The 15,470-nt window shown below is 73.1% G+C and carries 13 protein-coding genes; 7 read left to right on the plus strand and 6 right to left on the minus strand.

The window, feature by feature from the left end; genetic code table 11:
* Positions 1 to 12: 12 nt before the first annotated feature.
* Genes ACFY3L_RS09600 through ACFY3L_RS09625 form a run of 6 tightly spaced genes read left to right on the plus strand, consistent with a single transcriptional unit; the run spans position 13 to position 5,866 of the window.
* On the plus strand, positions 13 to 915 hold the full coding sequence (locus ACFY3L_RS09600) for a methyltransferase domain-containing protein (RefSeq protein WP_389320740.1): 903 nt from the start codon (positions 13 to 15) through the stop codon (positions 913 to 915).
* On the plus strand, positions 912 to 2,435 hold the full coding sequence (locus tag ACFY3L_RS09605) for a deoxyguanosinetriphosphate triphosphohydrolase family protein (protein WP_389320743.1): 1,524 nt from the start codon (positions 912 to 914) through the stop codon (positions 2,433 to 2,435). Before ACFY3L_RS09600 ends, ACFY3L_RS09605 begins: the two co-directional genes overlap by 4 nt.
* Positions 2,436 to 2,440: 5 nt before the next feature.
* The gene (locus tag ACFY3L_RS09610) at positions 2,441 to 2,905 is read left to right on the plus strand and encodes a GNAT family N-acetyltransferase (RefSeq protein ID WP_389320746.1); all 465 of its coding nucleotides are present in this window, start codon (positions 2,441 to 2,443) and stop codon (positions 2,903 to 2,905) included.
* 53 nt (positions 2,906 to 2,958) lie between these two features.
* Positions 2,959 to 4,050 carry a hypothetical protein gene (locus ACFY3L_RS09615; RefSeq protein WP_389320749.1) on the plus strand — a complete coding sequence of 364 codons (1,092 nt, stop codon included), beginning with the start codon at positions 2,959 to 2,961 and terminating at the stop codon, positions 4,048 to 4,050.
* An 8-nt stretch (positions 4,051 to 4,058) separates the two neighbouring features.
* Positions 4,059 to 5,438, plus strand: coding sequence for an FAD-dependent oxidoreductase (locus ACFY3L_RS09620; RefSeq protein WP_389320751.1), 1,380 nt, complete (start codon positions 4,059 to 4,061; stop codon positions 5,436 to 5,438).
* Positions 5,435 to 5,866, plus strand: coding sequence for a GNAT family N-acetyltransferase (locus tag ACFY3L_RS09625; protein WP_389320754.1), 432 nt, complete (start codon positions 5,435 to 5,437; stop codon positions 5,864 to 5,866). The genes ACFY3L_RS09620 and ACFY3L_RS09625 overlap by 4 nt, the downstream gene beginning before the upstream one ends.
* A gap of 675 nt (positions 5,867 to 6,541) precedes the next feature.
* On the opposite strand, the gene ACFY3L_RS09630 is transcribed toward ACFY3L_RS09625, so the two are convergent.
* From ACFY3L_RS09630 to ACFY3L_RS09655, 6 genes are all read right to left on the minus strand, one after another.
* Positions 6,542 to 7,441 carry a DNA-3-methyladenine glycosylase family protein gene (locus ACFY3L_RS09630; RefSeq protein WP_389320756.1) on the minus strand — a complete coding sequence of 300 codons (900 nt, stop codon included), beginning with the start codon at positions 7,439 to 7,441 and terminating at the stop codon, positions 6,542 to 6,544.
* Positions 7,441 to 8,418 carry a hypothetical protein gene (locus ACFY3L_RS09635; protein WP_389320759.1) on the minus strand — a complete coding sequence of 326 codons (978 nt, stop codon included), beginning with the start codon at positions 8,416 to 8,418 and terminating at the stop codon, positions 7,441 to 7,443. Before ACFY3L_RS09635 ends, ACFY3L_RS09630 begins: the two co-directional genes overlap by 1 nt.
* Positions 8,415 to 10,892 carry an AAA family ATPase gene (locus tag ACFY3L_RS09640; RefSeq protein ID WP_389320761.1) on the minus strand — a complete coding sequence of 826 codons (2,478 nt, stop codon included), beginning with the start codon at positions 10,890 to 10,892 and terminating at the stop codon, positions 8,415 to 8,417. The genes ACFY3L_RS09635 and ACFY3L_RS09640 overlap by 4 nt, the downstream gene beginning before the upstream one ends.
* Positions 10,892 to 12,043, minus strand: coding sequence for an exonuclease SbcCD subunit D (locus ACFY3L_RS09645; protein ID WP_389320763.1), 1,152 nt, complete (start codon positions 12,041 to 12,043; stop codon positions 10,892 to 10,894). Before ACFY3L_RS09645 ends, ACFY3L_RS09640 begins: the two co-directional genes overlap by 1 nt.
* Before the next feature lie 22 nt (positions 12,044 to 12,065).
* On the minus strand, positions 12,066 to 13,829 hold the full coding sequence (locus ACFY3L_RS09650) for an ATP-binding protein (protein WP_389320766.1): 1,764 nt from the start codon (positions 13,827 to 13,829) through the stop codon (positions 12,066 to 12,068).
* Positions 13,830 to 14,030: 201 nt separating this feature from the next.
* Positions 14,031 to 14,747 (minus strand): pyrimidine reductase family protein, encoded by a 717-nt coding sequence (locus ACFY3L_RS09655; protein ID WP_389320768.1) that lies wholly within the window; start codon positions 14,745 to 14,747, stop codon positions 14,031 to 14,033.
* A 177-nt stretch (positions 14,748 to 14,924) separates the two neighbouring features.
* On the opposite strand from ACFY3L_RS09655, the gene ACFY3L_RS09660 reads away from it, so the two are divergent.
* Positions 14,925 to 15,470 (plus strand): plasmid pRiA4b ORF-3 family protein, encoded by a 546-nt coding sequence (locus ACFY3L_RS09660; RefSeq protein ID WP_389320771.1) that lies wholly within the window; start codon positions 14,925 to 14,927, stop codon positions 15,468 to 15,470.

Raw genomic sequence — 15,470 nt, forward strand, 5'->3', positions numbered from 1 at the left:
ATGAACGACACTGTGACTGACGCCCCCGCGATGGAGCCGACCGCCGCGGGCCGCCAGGCCCGGCTGGCCGAGGTGCTGGCCTGCCCCGCTTGTCACGCACCGTTGCGGCTCGACGGCGGTGAGATCGTCGCCTGTGCGGCCTGCGGTCACACCGGCAAGCTGCTGAGGAAGAACGGTGGCAGCCAGCTGAAGTTCGGCGGGTTCGACTCCGAGGAGCTCACCGCCGACGCGCTGAACCGGATCAAGGAGTTCGTCAAGAAGCGGTTCAACAAGGTGTATCCGACGGCGATCAAGGTGCTCTCGCCGGTCATGGACCGCAACCTGATCATGCCGTTCCTGCGCAGCTTCGACCTGGAGCGCGACCTCGTCGCCGACTTCGGCTGCGGCACCCACCGCCGCGACCAGCGGGTCATCTGCATGGACGGCGGCACCTACCCCAACGTCGACATCGTCACCGACCTGCGGAGCCTGCCGCTGGCCGAGGGCAGCCTCGCCGGCGGGATCAGCATCGCCGTCCTGGAGCACGTGCCCGACCCGGCGGCGCACATCGCGGAGATGCACCGCGTGCTGCGGCCCGGCGGCCGGATGCTCGTGTTCGTGCCGTTCATGCAGCCGTTCCACGCCTCGCCGTACGACTTCCAGCGCTACACCGAGGTCGGGCTGCGCGAGCAGTTCCCGCAGTTCGAGGTGCTCAGCGTCAAGGTCGGCGCCGGCCCGACGTCCGGCATGCTGTGGACGCTGCAGGAGTGGCTGGCGATGCTGCTGTCGTTCGGCAGCATGCGGCTGTACCGGGCGATCCTGCCCCTCACCTGGATCTTGTCCCCGCTGAAGGTCCTCGACCTGCTGCTGGCGCACCACCCGGCGGCCGCGGTGACCGCGAGCGGCTTCGTCATCGAGGTCCGCAAGCCGGCATGAGGGACGCGCGACTCTTCGGTGGCCGGGGCCCCTCCACCGGGGACCTGACCGGCAACCCGTTCCGCGCCGACCGTGACCGGATCGTCGCGTCCCCGTTCTTCGCCCGCCTCGGCGGCGTCACCCAGGTGATCAGCCCGGGCGGGTCGGGGCTGCTGGTGCACAACCGGCTGACCCACAGCCTCAAGGTCGCCAGCGTCGCCCGCGGCATCGTGGAGCGGCTGTGCTCGCCCCAGTGCGGGGCACAGCCGCTGCTGGACAAGCTCGGCGGCTGCGACGCCGACGTCGTGGAGGCGGCGGCGCTCGCGCACGACCTCGGGCACCCGCCCTTCGGGCACCTCGGCGAGCGGGTCCTGGACCGGCTCGCCCGGCAGCGGCTCGGGCTGCCGGACGGGTTCGAGGGCAACGCACAGTCGTACCGCATCGTGACGAGCACCGAGATCAGCGGCTCGACCGTCGGGCTGGACCTCACCGCCGCGGTCCGCGCGGCCATGGCGAAGTACCCGTGGACCCGGCGGACGTACCCTTCGCCGCACGTACACCTGATGCATCCGACACCTCGTGGTGCCGGTGTGGACCCGGAGGACCCCGCGGTGGGGTCGCTGAAGTTCGGCGCCTACGTGACCGAGCTGGCCGACCTGCGCCAGGCCCGCGCGCCGTTCGACGGGCTCCTCGCGCAGTGGCAGCAGACCGCGGAGGCGTCCGTGATGGACACCGCCGACGACATCGCCTACGCCATCCACGACCTCGAGGACTTCCACCGGGTCGGGGTCCTGCAGCAGGGCACCGTCGCCACCGAGCTGATGGCGTGGCAGCGTGACGCGACCGCGTTGCGCGGCCTGGATCTCGCGGATCTGCGCGCCTCCGCGCGCCGGCCGGGGCGCTCGGTGGAGCTGCTGCGCCGTGACCTGTTCCGCAAGGACGGCTGGATCAGCGACGACGACGCCTTCTGGGCGGCCGTCGAGCACGTGCGGCACGAGCTCGTCGACGGGCTGCTCGCGGCGCCGTTCGACGGCTCGATCGAGGCGGAGCAGGGCGTCGCGCGCTTCTCGGCCCGCTGGACCCGGCGGCTCATCGACGCCATCAACGTGCTGCCGGAGCCGCCGATGCGCGCCGGGCACGTCGCGCTCGGCACCGCCCAGTGGCACGAGGTGCAGGTGCTCAAGTTCGTGCACCACCGGTTCGTGCTGGAGCGGCCCGACCTGGCGCTGCACCAGCGGGGGCAGGCCCGGCTGCTGGGCGCGCTCGTCGAGGCGCTGCACGCGTGGCTGGTTGACCCCGACGAGGCGGCGCGGCTGCCGCGGCGGCTGCACGACCTGGTCGAGATGGCACACGCGGAGGTCCGCGACCTGACCGCCGCCGACTACGGCCTGCCCTCGGGGGACCTCGACCGGATGGCGATGGCCCGCGGGCGGGCGATCGTCGACTTCGTGGCGGCGCTCACCGACGGGCAGGCGGTCGGGCTGCTCGACGCGCTGTCGGGCCGGTCTCGGCAGCTGTGGACGGACGCCTTCGTATTGTGAGCGTCATGCTCACGCTGCGCCCGCTCACCCCGACCGAATTCTCGTCCTTCATCGCCTCGCTGAAGACGGCCTATGCGCTCGACGAGGTGCAGGCGGGGCGTGGCTCCCCGGCCGAGGTCGAGGCACGGATCGAACGGCAGTTCGCGACGTGGCTGCCCGATGGCCTCGCCACCGCGGGGCACCTGCTGTACGCGGGCGAGGTCGACGGCGACGTGGTCGGGCACCTGTGGATCGAGCTGCCGACGGCGGACCGGACGCAGGCCTGGATCTACGAGATCTCCGTCGAGGAGGCGCACCGCCGCCGCGGCTACGGCCGGGCGCTGATGCTCGCCGCCGAGGAGGAGCTGCGCGCCCGCGGCGTGACCCGGGTCGGCCTCAACGTCTTCGGTCACAATCCGGGGGCGCTGCGCCTGTACGAATCGTTGGGGTTCGAGACGACTTCGCGGCAGATGTCGAAGGCGCTTGCGTGAACACGTGCATCAACAGGTGGACAACGTCACTCTGGTACCACTAGAAAGGGTCGGTGACCACCGAGAGTGATCTTCCCGCGACGGGGCGGCGCATGGACTGGCGCCGCTTCCACTGGGGGCCGATCGGCGTCGCGGTCGCCGGCGTCGTGACGGTGACGCTGGCGGCGATCATGGTGTACCCGTTGACGCAGCCCGACCGCCTGGCCTCGGCGGACGGCCTGACGCCTGAGCAGCGCCGCTCCGCGGAGCGGGCGGGGCAGCCCGGATCCGGTGCCTCGCCGTCGGTCTCGGTGTCGGGCTCGCGGTCTCCGTCTCCGTCGGCCTCGGCGGGCGCGACGCCGTCCACCGTGTCGCGGAACGTGTCGCGCGGCGGCGGCAAGCCTTCCGCGGCGAACACCGGCGTGATCGCCGGTACCGCGCTGACGGTGCTCGCGGGCGACCAGACGCTGTCCGTCGACAACGCGGTCGTGTCGAACGCGGATATTCGCGGATACGTCCGCATCACCGGGAAGAACGTGACGATCCGCAACTCGATCGTGCGGGGCGGGCCGGCGCGCTGCGCCGCCGCCGTCATCCAGGTCGAGGGCAGCGCGGTCATCGAGGACGTCGAGGTCGCCCCGGCCAGCCCCAACGCGTGCCTCGACGGCGTGTGGGCCACCGCCACGACCCTGACCCGGGTCAACATCCACGGCACCGTCGACGGCGTGAAGGCCGGCAACGACGTCGTCATCCAGGACTCGTGGATCCACGACCTGACGTACTTCGGCACCGGCGCCCCGGGCGCGACCGTCAACGACGCCGTCGACACCCGCGGCAAACGCCGCATCACGCTGCGGCACAACGTGCTCTATCCGGGCGCCAACGCCAACGCCGCCTTCCAGGTCACGCAGGAGGGCGGCGCCAGCGGCGACGTGCGCGTCGAGAACAACTGGCTCGACGGCGGCTCCTGCGTGCTCAACTTCGCCCACCGTGGCGGCGGCCCGACCCCGATGACCGGCATCGCCGTGGTGAACAACCGCTTCGGCCGCAACAGCAAGTACGTCTGCCCCGTTCTCATCAGTACGCAGACCACGCTGAGCGCCAATTCCGGAAACGTCTGGGACGACACCGGCGCGCCGATCCCCGCGCCGGACAAACACGATTAAATGATCTGGTGACCCCTTCCTCCTCCGTCGAGCGTCTGGTCGTCATCGGCGGCGACGCGGCGGGCATGAGCGCCGCCTCCCAGGCCCGCCGGCGCAGGTCCCGCGACGAGCTGCGGATCGTGGCGTTCGAGAAGGGGCAGCACGTCTCCTACTCGGCGTGCGGCATCCCGTACCTGGTGGCCGGCGACGTCTCCTCGCCGGACGACCTGGTCGCCCGCACGCCCGAGGAGTTCCGCAAGCTCGACATCGACCTGCGCCTCGGCTGCGAGGTCGTCGGGATCTCGCTGTCCTCCCGATCGGTGACCGTCCGGAGCGGGGAGCGCACGTACGACGAACCCTTCGACCAGCTCGTCATCGCCACCGGCGGCGTGCCGGCCAGCCCTGACGTCCCGGGCTCGGACGCGTCGGGTATCCACGGCGTACAGACGCTGGAGGACGGCATCCGGCTGATGGACTTTCTCGAGGACCGCGCACCGCGGCGCGCGGTGGTGGTCGGTGCCGGGTACATCGGCCTGGAGATGGCGGAGGCGATGATCCGCCGCGGCCTTGAGGTCGCCCTCATCGACGCCGCCGACCAGCCCATGCGCACCCTCGATCCCGACATGGCCGGCCTCGTCGCGAACGCGCTGCGCGACCTCGGCGTCGACCTGCGGCTGTCGTGCCGCCTCAAGGGCTTCTCGTCGGCCGGCGGCCGGGTCACCGGAGTCCACACCGACTCCGGGACGCTGCCGGCCGACATCGTCATTCTCGGCCTCGGCACGAAGCCCAACAGCGCCCTCGCGGCCGACGCCGGCATCACGGTCGGCGCGTCCGGCGGCATCGTGGTCGACCGCCGCCAGCGCACGTCCGCGGAGGGCGTCTGGGCCGCCGGCGACTGCGTCGAGGTGCACCATCTGATCTCGCGACGCCCCACCGCGATCGCCCTCGGCACCCACGCCAACAAGCAGGGCCGCGCCGCCGGCATCAACATCGGCGGCGGCTACGCCACCTTCCCCGGCGTCGTCGGCACCGCCGCGTCGAAGATCTGCTCGCACGAGGTCGCCCGCACCGGCCTCACCACTCAGGAGGCTCTTGACGCCGGCTTTGCCGTCTTCTCCACCGTCACCGAGTCCACCACCCGTGCCGGCTACTTCCCCGGCGCCGTCCCCATCACCACGAAGATCATCGCGGAGCGCACCACCGGCCGCCTCCTGGGCGCCCAGATCGTCGGCCAGGAAGGCGCCGCGAAGCGCATCGACGCCCTCGCCGTCGCCCTCTGGAACGGCATGACCGTCGAGGAGATGACCGGCCTGGACCTCTCCTACGCCCCGCCCTTCGCCCCCGTCTGGGACCCCGTCCTCATCGCCGCCCGCAAGACCGCCGAGCAGCTGGCTACGCTCAGACCGTGACCCTCCACAGCGCGCCCTTCGCCTCGTTGGACGTCTTCACCCTGTACGCCATCCTGCGCCTCCGCAGCGACGTCTTCGTCGTCGAGCAGGCCTGCCCCTACCCGGAACTGGACGGCCGCGACACCGAGCCCACCACCGTCCACCTCTGGCTCACGGATCCTTCGGGCGCCGTCACCGCCTACCTGCGCCTGCTCACCGACCCTTCGGGGATTGCCCGCATCGGCCGCGTGGTCACCGCCGCCACCCACCGCGGCCAGGGCCTCGCCGCCCGCCTGCTCGCCGAGGCCGTCGCCCTGATCGGCCCCCGCCCCGCGGTCCTGGACGCCCAGACCACGGCGGTCCGCGTGTACGAACGGTTCGGCTTCGTAGCCTCGGGCGCCCCCTACCTCGAGGGCGGCATCGAACACATCACCATGCGCCGAAGCTGAGCTGCAATTCCCCCCACCGCCGCCGCGGCGGACCCCGATTGTTGCTTCTCCGCGATGATCGACGGACGGATCTGGCTGTCCGCACGGCCGGAATGGTTCTTGGATCACGGCGGTGGTGTCGGTGAGCCCGGGAGCGTTCAGGGTGGGTTTCTGTCACCGTCGACCGGGCGCGGCGGGTCGGTCGTCGGCGTGATCGGCGGACGGATTTGGCTGTCCGCGTGGCCGGAATGGTCCTTGGATCACGGCGGTGGTGTCGGTGAGCCCGGAAGCCTTCAGGGTGAGTCTCTGTCACCGTCGACCGGGGTTGGCGGATCGATTGCCGGCGTGATCGAAGGACGGATTTGGCTGTCCGCGTGGCCGGAATGGTCCTTGGATCACGGCGGTGGTGTCGGTGAGCCCGGAAGCGTTCAGGGCGGGGGCTCTGTCACCGTCGACCGGGGTTGGCGGATCGATTGCCGGCGTGATCGAAGGACGGATCTGGCTGCCCGCTCGGCCGGAATGGTCCTTGGATCTGGGAGCGGGGCGCGCGCGGGCAGTGCCGCGCGGAGCGGCGTATTGGGGTGTGGGTGAGGATCCCCGCCGGGGTCCGCTGCGGCTGCGGTGGGGCGGCAGCACGGCGGTCGGGTGAGCATTCCCGCCGGACCCGCCGCGACAGCGGTGGGGCGGAAGTGCAGCTCAGAAGCGGGCGAAGTTGCGGAGCGGCATGCGGGGGCCGAACTTGGGGGCGGTGATGCCGGCGGCGGCGAGGAGGCCGCAGACGCGGCCGCGGTGGCCGGCGTACGGGGCGAGCAGCTCCAGCATGTGCTCGTCGGTGCCGCGGGCCGCGCCGGTCAGGGCGTAGGCCACGACGTTCTTGATGTGGTAGTCGCCGACGGAGACGGCGTCGGCGTCGCCGTAGGCGGCGCGGGTGACCTCGGCGGCGGTCCAGGGGCCGATGCCGCGGATGGTGAGCAGCCGCGTGACGGCGTCGGTGGCGGTGGCGCAGCGCTCCAGGCGGTCCGCTTCGGCGGCGACCCGGCGCAGGGCGTCGGCGCGCTTCTGTTCGATGCCGAACGGGTGGAACACCCAGTAGGGCGCGGCGGCGATCAGGTCGGGTGGAGGGGGCAGGCGGAGCCGGGGGTGCGGGCCGGGGGCGGGGTCGGTGCTGAAGTGGCGCAGGAGGCGCACGTAGCCGTCGCGGGCCTCCTTGCCGGTGACCTTCTGGCCGAGGACGGCCGGGACCAGGTGGTGGAAGACCCGGCCGGTCGCGCCGATGCGCAGGCCTGAGTGCTCGCGGGCGAGGCGGTACAGGAGCGGGTGCTGCCGGGCGAGCTCGAGGAAGCCGGTGACGTCGTCCCGGAGCCCGGCGACGGCGTCGGCGCGGTCCAACAGCCAGTCCGCGCCCGGGCCGTAGGCGGTCGCGACCAGGGAGGAACCCGACAGCGTCAGCTGGAGCGTGCCCGGGCCGTCGGGTGTACGGGTGGCGAACCAGCCCTCGCGCGCACCGACGGACAGCGTCGGGTCGCCGTTGATGAGGCACAGGCCGCGCAGCGTCCCCGCCAGGTCGTAGCGGTCCGGGACGACAAAGGTCCGCATCAGGAAACCGGACGGGGCGGCGAAGAACGGGGCAGGGACGCCGCCCGGGCGAGGGCGCGGTGCAGGAGGCGGGCGTCGCCGAGCATGGCGCGCAGCTTACGCTCCAGGCCCGCGATCGGGATGAGGTTCTGCGGGGCCCGCGGGTCCTTGTAGGCGCTGGAGGCGAAGCGGGGGAGCGTGACCGCCGACAGGTGGGCGAGGGCGATCGCTTCGGAGGGGGGCAGGTCGGCGGAGCACTCGGCCCGCACGATGCCCGCCCACGGCGACCCTTCCGGCCCCGGCAGCCGCAGGTACCAGGCGAACCGGTGCCACGAGGTGCCCAGGAGGAACACGGGGGAGCGCTGGCCGCCGCGCAGCCCGGTGACGACGGCGGTCAGCTCCGCCGGCAGGTACTCGACGCGGTGGGTCTTGATGTAGCCCAGGGCGCGGGGCAGGTGCGCACGCTCCTGCAGCGGACCGTCGACGATGAGCAGGTCACCGTCGTCGCGCTCCTCGCCGGACACGCCGACCTCCAGCGCCCGCATGTGCCGCTGTACGCCCAGCGCCAGGTCCTTCGGCTCGCCCCGCGAGACCCGGATCGCCGGATAGCGGATGGCGCCGGCGACCAGCGGCGGGGCCAGCTCGAACGGGGTGAACAGGCCGCGCTCGATGCGGGTCGTGGCGATCGCGGCGGCGCCCCGGTCGAGGTCGCAGCGCACGACCCCGGCCGCGTAGGAGGCGGCGACGCCGGGGTGGGTGACGCCCTCGTCGTCCGTGGCCCAGACCCGCGCGTCGATGCGCTGGACGCCGTCGACGACGAGGACCGTGCCGGGCGGGCGCAGCCCGGCGGGCGCGTCGACACCCCGCCAGGCCTGGGCGGGCAGCTCGACGTCAGGCTGGATCTGCGCGCTGCTCTGCGCCTGCGGCCCGTCCAGACCACCGGGGGCCTCGAACGCGACGCCGTACGACGGGTCCCACGCGTCGACGTGGAACCTCACAGCCCGACCCGTTCCACCCGGGCGGTGCGCGCGTCCCTGCGCACCTCGAACCTGACGGGGATGCGCTCGGCGAGCGCGCCGACGTGGGTGACGACGCCGACCATCCGGTCGCCGCGCGCGGCAAGGGCCTCCAGGGTCGCCGCGACGGTGTCCAGTGTGGACTGGTCGAGGGTGCCGAAGCCTTCGTCGAGGACGATCGACTCGAGGCTCGCCGACGCCGTCGACAGGCCGGCCAGCTGCTCCGACAGGGCGAGCGCGAGGGCGAGGGACGCCTGGAACGTCTCACCGCCGGACAGGGTCCGCACCGCGCGCCGCAGGCCGGCGTCGTGGTGGTCGACGACGTAGAACTCGCCCTTCTCGTGACCGAGGTCGTACTGCCCGCCGGACAGCTCCCGCAGCGTCCGCGACGCGCCGTCGACGAGCGTGTCGAGGGCCTCGGCGAGCAGCCACCGCTCGAAGCGGTCGGCCCGCAGGTGCTGGGCGAGGGCCTTCGCGACCTGTGCCTCCTTCGCGACCTCGTCGCGCTGCGCGGTCAGCTTGGCGGCCTCGGCGCGCCGCTCCTCGATCCGCCGGTGCGCCGCCTCGGCCCGCTCCACGGCGACGGCGGCCTCGCGGGCCGGGTCGGTGCCGGGCGCGGGCAGCCCCGCGTCGGCGAAGAGCGCCCGCAGCTCGTGACGGACCGCGGTGACCCGCGCCTCGGCGTCCTGGACCGCCTCGGCGGCCGCGGGGCGGCGCGCCTGCCGTTCGCCGGCGGCGGTGCCGGCCCAGCCGGTCAGCGCCGCCCACGCGTCGGCGAGGTCGTCGCGGTCCGCGGGCGGCGGGCCGAACGCCGCGAGCGCGTCGCGGGCCGCGTCGAACGCCTTCCACGCCGCGCGCAGCTGGTCCTCGGCCCGGTCGGCGGCGCCGGCGGCCCTGCGGTGCGCCTCGCGGGCCTTGCGGACCTCGGCGCCGGCCTGCTCCAGTCCACTGTGGAGCTTCGCGATCGTGTCGAGGTCGCGGCGCAGGGCGTCGGGCGCAGGCGCGCCGTCCAGCGCCTTGTCCAGTGTGGACAGCCGGGCGTCGACCTGCTCGGCGTGCGCCCGCGCCGCGGCCAGCCCCCGGTCGAGGTCGCGCACGATCTTGTCCTGGTCGGCGACGACCCGTTCGGCGGCGTCGCTGCGCTTGCGGGCGGCGTCGCCGGCCGCCTTGGCCGCCGCGACCGCCGGCTCGAGCGGCGTCTCCGGCAGGGTCCGCACGGTCTGGGTGCACACCGGGCACTCGTCGCCGACCCGCAGGTGCGGCCGCAGCGCGGTGGCCCGGTCGACGGCGACCGCGGTCTGGTAGGCCTCCCTGGCCGCCTCCAGCGCTCCCATCGCGTCGCTCGCCTTGGTACGGGCCACCCCCAGCGCGGCGGTGGCCTTCGCGTGCTCCTGCTCGGCCGCCGCGACGGTCGCGTGGACGGTGGTGGCCTCGCCGGCGAGCCGGTCCCGCTCGGCGTGCGCGTCGAGCAGCCGCCGCAGCGCGGTCTGGTCGCCGGCGGCCTGCAGCTCGCCGCGCAGCTTCTCTTCCCGCTCCTCCACGGCCCGGACCGCGTCGGCGGCGGCGGCGACCGCGGCCCGGGCCTTTGCCGCGCCCGCAGCCAGGGTGCCCGCGTCGGCCGGCACCCGAAGCCGGGTCAGCCGGTCGATGTCGGTGTCCAGGTCGGTGAGCGCCTCCGACGCGGCGACGGCGAGCTTCGCCGCGTCGGCCAGCTGCGGTCCGATCCGGTCGACGTCGCCGGCGAGCGCCCGGAGCGTCTCCGCCCTCGCGACCGCCGCGGCGAGGGCCGCGTCGTCGACATCGGACAAGCCGCTCAGCTGCTCGCCGAGCACCTTCAGCTTCGCGTCGGCGGCGCTGCCCCGCAGGTTCGCCCGCTCGCGGATCTGCCCGTACACGTCGAGGCCCAGCAGATTGACCAGGATCTTCTGCCGCTCGGCCGGCTTGGCGTGCAGGAACGCCGCGAACTCGCCCTGCGGCAGCACCACGCACTTGGTGAACTGCTCGTAGGGCAGCCCGATCACGGTCTGCACCGCCAGGTCGACCTCCATGGGCGTGCCGGCGAGCACGGTGCCCATGTCCTCGGCGCTGATCCCGCTGTCGAAGCGCGACAGGTCGAAGCCGTGCGGGAGCGCCTCCAGGCCGGCGTGCTTCGTGCTGACCGCGCCCTTGCCGTCGCGGCGCACGACCCGGGCGAGGACGTAGCGCACGCCCGCGGACTCGAACACGAACCGCACCCTCGCCTCGGTCGCCGACGGGGCGAGCGCGTTGGCGATGGCCCGCCGGTCGCCCCAGCGGGGGACGGTGCCGTAGAGCGCGAACGTGATCGCGTCGAGGATCGTCGACTTGCCGGAGCCGGTCGGCCCGACGAGCGCGAAGAAGTCCGTGTCGGTGAAGTCGACGGTCGTCGGCCGCCGGAAGACGGTGAACCCGTCCATGTCCAACCGGATGGGCCGCATCAGTTCCTCGTTTCCTGAACCTCGTCGTGCAGCTGGTGGAACAGCTTGACCGTGGCGTCGTCGGCGTGGCCCTTCTGGCCGAGGTAGTCGGCGAACAGCTCGCCCGCGGACCGGCCGGCGCGCGCCGCGGCCCGCTCGGCGGCCTTCGGGTCGGGCAGCAGCTTCGGGTCGATGCGCACCTCCAGGGCCTTCGGCAGCAGCTCCTGGACCTCCTCGCGAAGCCCCGCCCGGGGCTGCTCCGACACGTACACCCGCAGCCACGCCTCACCGGTGTCCAGGGTGGCCAGCTGGGCGAGCGTGCCACGGACCGTCCGCAAGGGGGTCGCGACCGGCAGGGGAACCTCGCGGACCCGCGCCGCGGTGCTGGTGGTCACGTCGACGACCGCGACGGCGGAGAAGTTCTCCTCCTCGCCGAAGTCGATCGGCAGCGGGCTGCCGCAGTAGCGGATCGGGCAGGGCCCGTTGACGGTCTGCGCCCGGTGCAGGTGGCCGAGCGCGACGTAGTGCGCCGAGGACGGGAAGACCGACGCGGGCACGGCGTAGCCCATGATGGTGTGCGCCTCGCGCTCGCCGCCGCCCATCGTCGCGCCGATGACCGTGAGGTGCCCGGTGATCAGGTTGACGGTGTCGCGCCCGAACCCCTTGGCGAGGGTGGCGAGCAGGCCGCCGATGTGGTGCGCGTAGCTCTGCGCGCTCTCCGCCGCGCTGAGGTCGAACATCTCCGCCGCCCGCAGCGCGTACCGCTGGGACACGAACGGCAGCGCGGCGAGCCGCCACTCCTCGCCGTCCCTCGTCCGCCCCGGAAGCAGCAGCTCCTCGGGCTTCGTGAGGGCGCCGCGGATGGTGATGCCGGCCGCGTCCGCCCACGGCCGGAGCGCGTCGAGGGCCTGGCCGTTGTCGTGGTTGCCGCCGATGACGACGACGTCCGCGCCCGTCTTGCGCAGCGCCGACAGCCCCCGCGTGACGATCTTCGTGGCGTCGGCGGGCGGGCTCGCGGAGTCGTACAGGTCCCCGGCGACGATCACCAGGTCGGGCTGCTCGGCCTCGGCCACGTCGACGAGTGCCTTGAGGGCCGCGATGTGGTCGTTGGCCCGCGACTGTCCTTTGAGGACCTTGCCGACGTGCCAGTCCGAGGTGTGCAGGATCCGCACCGGTGCAGTCCTTTCGCAGTGGCTAGAAGGGGATCTCGTCGTCGGTGATGCCGCCGCCGACCCTGGCGACGACCGCGAACGAGTCGTTGGCCTGCGCGATCGACCGCAGCGTCGCGCTCGGCGCGGCGCCCGCCTCCGCGGGCCGGGTCGCCCAGGACGGGAACGGGAACTCGATGCACAGCGGCACCGGGATCTCCGGCTGCGACACGAACATGGTGCCGGGCTTGGCGAGCAGGGCCCGCTGGCGCTGGGCCGGGGGCAGGAACCCGTACTCCGGCCGGGACGCCTCCGCGGGGTCGAGCCGGCCCACGACCCGGATCGCGGAGTTGGCCACGATGCGCCGCTCGACCTCGCTCGCCGTCTGCTGCGCGCCGATCAGCACGACACCCAGGGACCGCCCGCGCTCGGCGATGTCGAGCAGCACCTCCTTGATCGGGCTGGTGCCCTCCCGCGGCGCGTACTTGTTGAGCTCGTCGAGCACCACGAACAGCAGCGGCTTCGCCGTGCCCGCCTTCTCCTTGCGCTCGAACTCGCTGCGCAGCGTCACGCCGACCACGAAGCGCTGCGCCCGGTCCGGCAGGTTGTGCAGGTCGACCACGGTCACCTGGGCGCTCTCGGCGGTGTTGACCGCGTGCGGCCGGCGGGTGGCGAGGTCGCCGCGGATCAGCCGGGACAGGTCCTTCTTGCTGCCGATCAGCCGGCGGGCGAACGCGTTGACCGTGCCGAGCCCGACCGCGCTGCCCGCCCACTGGCCGCGGGTCGCGTCGTCGTTGAGCTGCTCCACCAGGTAGTCGACGAGGTCGGCGTACGAGTTGAGCCGGGTGCCGTCGACCGCGACGCCGCCCTCGGCGGGCTGCGCGACGCGCGCCAGGTGGGCCGTGACCGAGTGGACGACCATCGTGTACTGCTGGCGCTCGTCGTCAGCGTCGGCGAACACGTACGGCAGCAGGCGGTCCGTGCAGAACTCCTGCAGCGTCCAGTAGAAGCTGTCGACCCCCGTCAGCCGGCTGCTGACGTCCGGCGTGCCGGACGAGTCGCCGGCCCGCGGCGGCGCGTAGACCCGCACGTCGGGGAACGGGCCGGCGACCAGCCCGAGCCGCGCGTAGCCGGCCTCCGTCGCCTCGTCGAGCCGGCTGTTGGGGTGGTCGAGGAACAGCAGGTCCTCGCCCTTGACGTTGAAGATGAGCGCGCGGGTGTTGGCGGTCTCGCCGGCGCCGCCCAGGACACCGGACCGGAAGACCGAGTAGAGCAGGAACGTGGCGAAGCTCGTCTTCGTCGCCACCCCGGAGATGCCGGAGATCGACACGTGGGCGCCGCGGCTGCCGTCGAGGAAGTCCGCGTTGAGGAACATCGCGGCGCCGTCCCGGCCGAAGCCCATCGGGATCGTGCGGTCCATCCGGTCGAAGTAGAGCGCGCCGGCCCGCGCGTCGCCCTGCGCGCGGTGCACGACGGCGCCGGGGGTCGGCGGGACGTACACCTCGGGATCGACGCGGGTCGTGGTGATCTCGGCCGCCTCCTGCACCGTCGCCGGCAGCGTGCCGTCGGCGACGAGGAACACGTCGGAGTCGAACACGACGCCCTCGTGCCGGGCCCGGACCGCGGTCACCACGCCGGCGATCTTCACCGGCGGCTGGCCGGGGAGCTCACGCTCGGTGACGACGACGTCGTCGAGCTGGAGGTAGGCGTCGTCGTTCACGGCGACCCAGAACGTGAGCGGGGTCGCGTCGGCGGTGCCGAGGACCCGGCCGACGACCGGCCCGTCCTTCGTCTCGTCCGTAACGTCCATCCGGTCGACCCCCAGTACATGTGTTCGCCTGTGCATCGTGCCCCAAGACCACCGGCGGATCGAAGCCACCACGCCCACCTGTGGATGCGTTCACGTTCGTTCACACGGCCAAACTGCCGCGAAACAGGCGCAAACCAGTCACGTGTCCACAGGTTGGGGACACTTGTCCACAGGCCTGTGGACGGCGGTGTGGAATTCGCTTCAGCGCCCGTACCGCAGCAGTAGCTGACCATCGGCCAGCAGTGCGTGACGCAGCGTGAGGTGTTCCGGGGTCGGTGCCAGGGGTCCGGCGGTGATCCTGCCCGCTCCGGGGCCGGTGAGCAACGGCGACACCGTCAGGCACAGCTCGTCGACGAGGCCCGCCGCGGTGAGCGACCCGAACAGCCGCGGCCCGCCCTCGCTGAGGATCTGGGCGTAGCCGTCCGCCCGGAGGCGTCCGAGCGCCGCGACCAGGTCGACGTGGTCGTCACCGGCCCGGAGGACGTTCGCCACCGGTTCGAGATGCTCCGTGTCCGTCCGGTTCCTCGTGACGACGACCGGCTTGACCGGCGCGTCGGCGAGGGCGGGCTGCGCGGGGTCGAGGTCCCCCCGGCCGGAGACGATGACCAGGGTCGGATACTCGCTCAGCCCGTGCTCCAGGCGCCACCGCCGCCGCTCCTCGTCCAGGCGCAACGCACGGTAACCCTCGTCGCGGACCGTGCCGGCGCCGACGAGCAGCGCGTCGCAGCGCATCCGCAGGATCCCGAAGACCCGCTTGTCCTCCACCCCCGACAGGCCCGCGGACCTGCCGTCGAGCGTCCCCGCGCCGTCCAGGCTCGCGACGAAGTTCACCCTGACGGAGGGCTCCGGCGGCGGCGCGTACAGGTCGATGAGCGTTGCCTGGTCGACGTCTCCCGGATGCGGGTACAGCTGCTGCACCAGCCAACCTTAGGGCCCCGGCGCGCCCGTGACGGGAGGGGTCGGCGCCGGCTCGCGGTGCTGGCAGTCGCACCGGTTGCCGCCCGGGCAGTCGGCGTGCCGTTTCTCCCGACACGCAGGACAGATCATCACTTCAGCGTGCGCCGCCATACCGCCTCGGTCAACAATGACTGCACCATGGCGCGCGCGATCATCCAACTCCGCATCACGCTCGACGGCGTCGAGCCCACCGTGTGGCGACGGGTCCTCATCCCGGGCGGCTTCACCCTCGACCGCGTCCACCGCGTCGTGCAGTTCGCGATGGGCTGGGGCGACCGTCACCTGCACGTCTTCGACGTCGAGGGCGTCCAGTACGGCGTGCCCGACCCCGACGGCCTGCTCGACGTCCGCGACGAGCTCGACACCCGCCTGGACGCGGTCGCGCGGAAGGACGCCCGGCTGCGGTACACCTACGACTTCGGCGACTGGTGGGAGCACGAGCTGACGGTCGAGGACGTGTTCCCCGCCGACCCGGACACGGCCTACCCGGTGTGCACCGCCGGCGAGCGCGCCTGCCCGCCCGACGACGTGGGCGGGCCCGACGGCTACCGCGACCTCCTCGCCGTCCTCGCCGACCCGGCCCACCCGGACCACGCCACGATGCGCGAGTGGCTCGGCCGCTCCTTCGATCCGACGGCCTTCGATCCCGCTCGGGTGAGCACCCTCCTGCGCCGCATGACATAG

The organism is Dactylosporangium sp. NPDC000521, from assembly GCF_042898305.1.
Taxonomy (GTDB): Bacteria; Actinomycetota; Actinomycetes; order Mycobacteriales; family Micromonosporaceae; genus Dactylosporangium.

Coding starts and splice junctions, on each gene's coding strand:
- ACFY3L_RS09605 (WP_389320743.1), top strand. CDS start 912: ATGAGGGACGCGCGACTCTTCGGTGGCCGGGGCCCCTCCACCGGGGAC.
- ACFY3L_RS09610 (WP_389320746.1), top strand. CDS start 2,441: ATGCTCACGCTGCGCCCGCTCACCCCGACCGAATTCTCGTCCTTCATC.
- ACFY3L_RS09630 (WP_389320756.1), bottom strand. CDS start 7,441: ATGCGGACCTTTGTCGTCCCGGACCGCTACGACCTGGCGGGGACGCTG.
- ACFY3L_RS09640 (WP_389320761.1), bottom strand. CDS start 10,892: ATGCGGCCCATCCGGTTGGACATGGACGGGTTCACCGTCTTCCGGCGG.
- ACFY3L_RS09650 (WP_389320766.1), bottom strand. CDS start 13,829: ATGGACGTTACGGACGAGACGAAGGACGGGCCGGTCGTCGGCCGGGTC.
- ACFY3L_RS09660 (WP_389320771.1), top strand. CDS start 14,925: ATGGCGCGCGCGATCATCCAACTCCGCATCACGCTCGACGGCGTCGAG.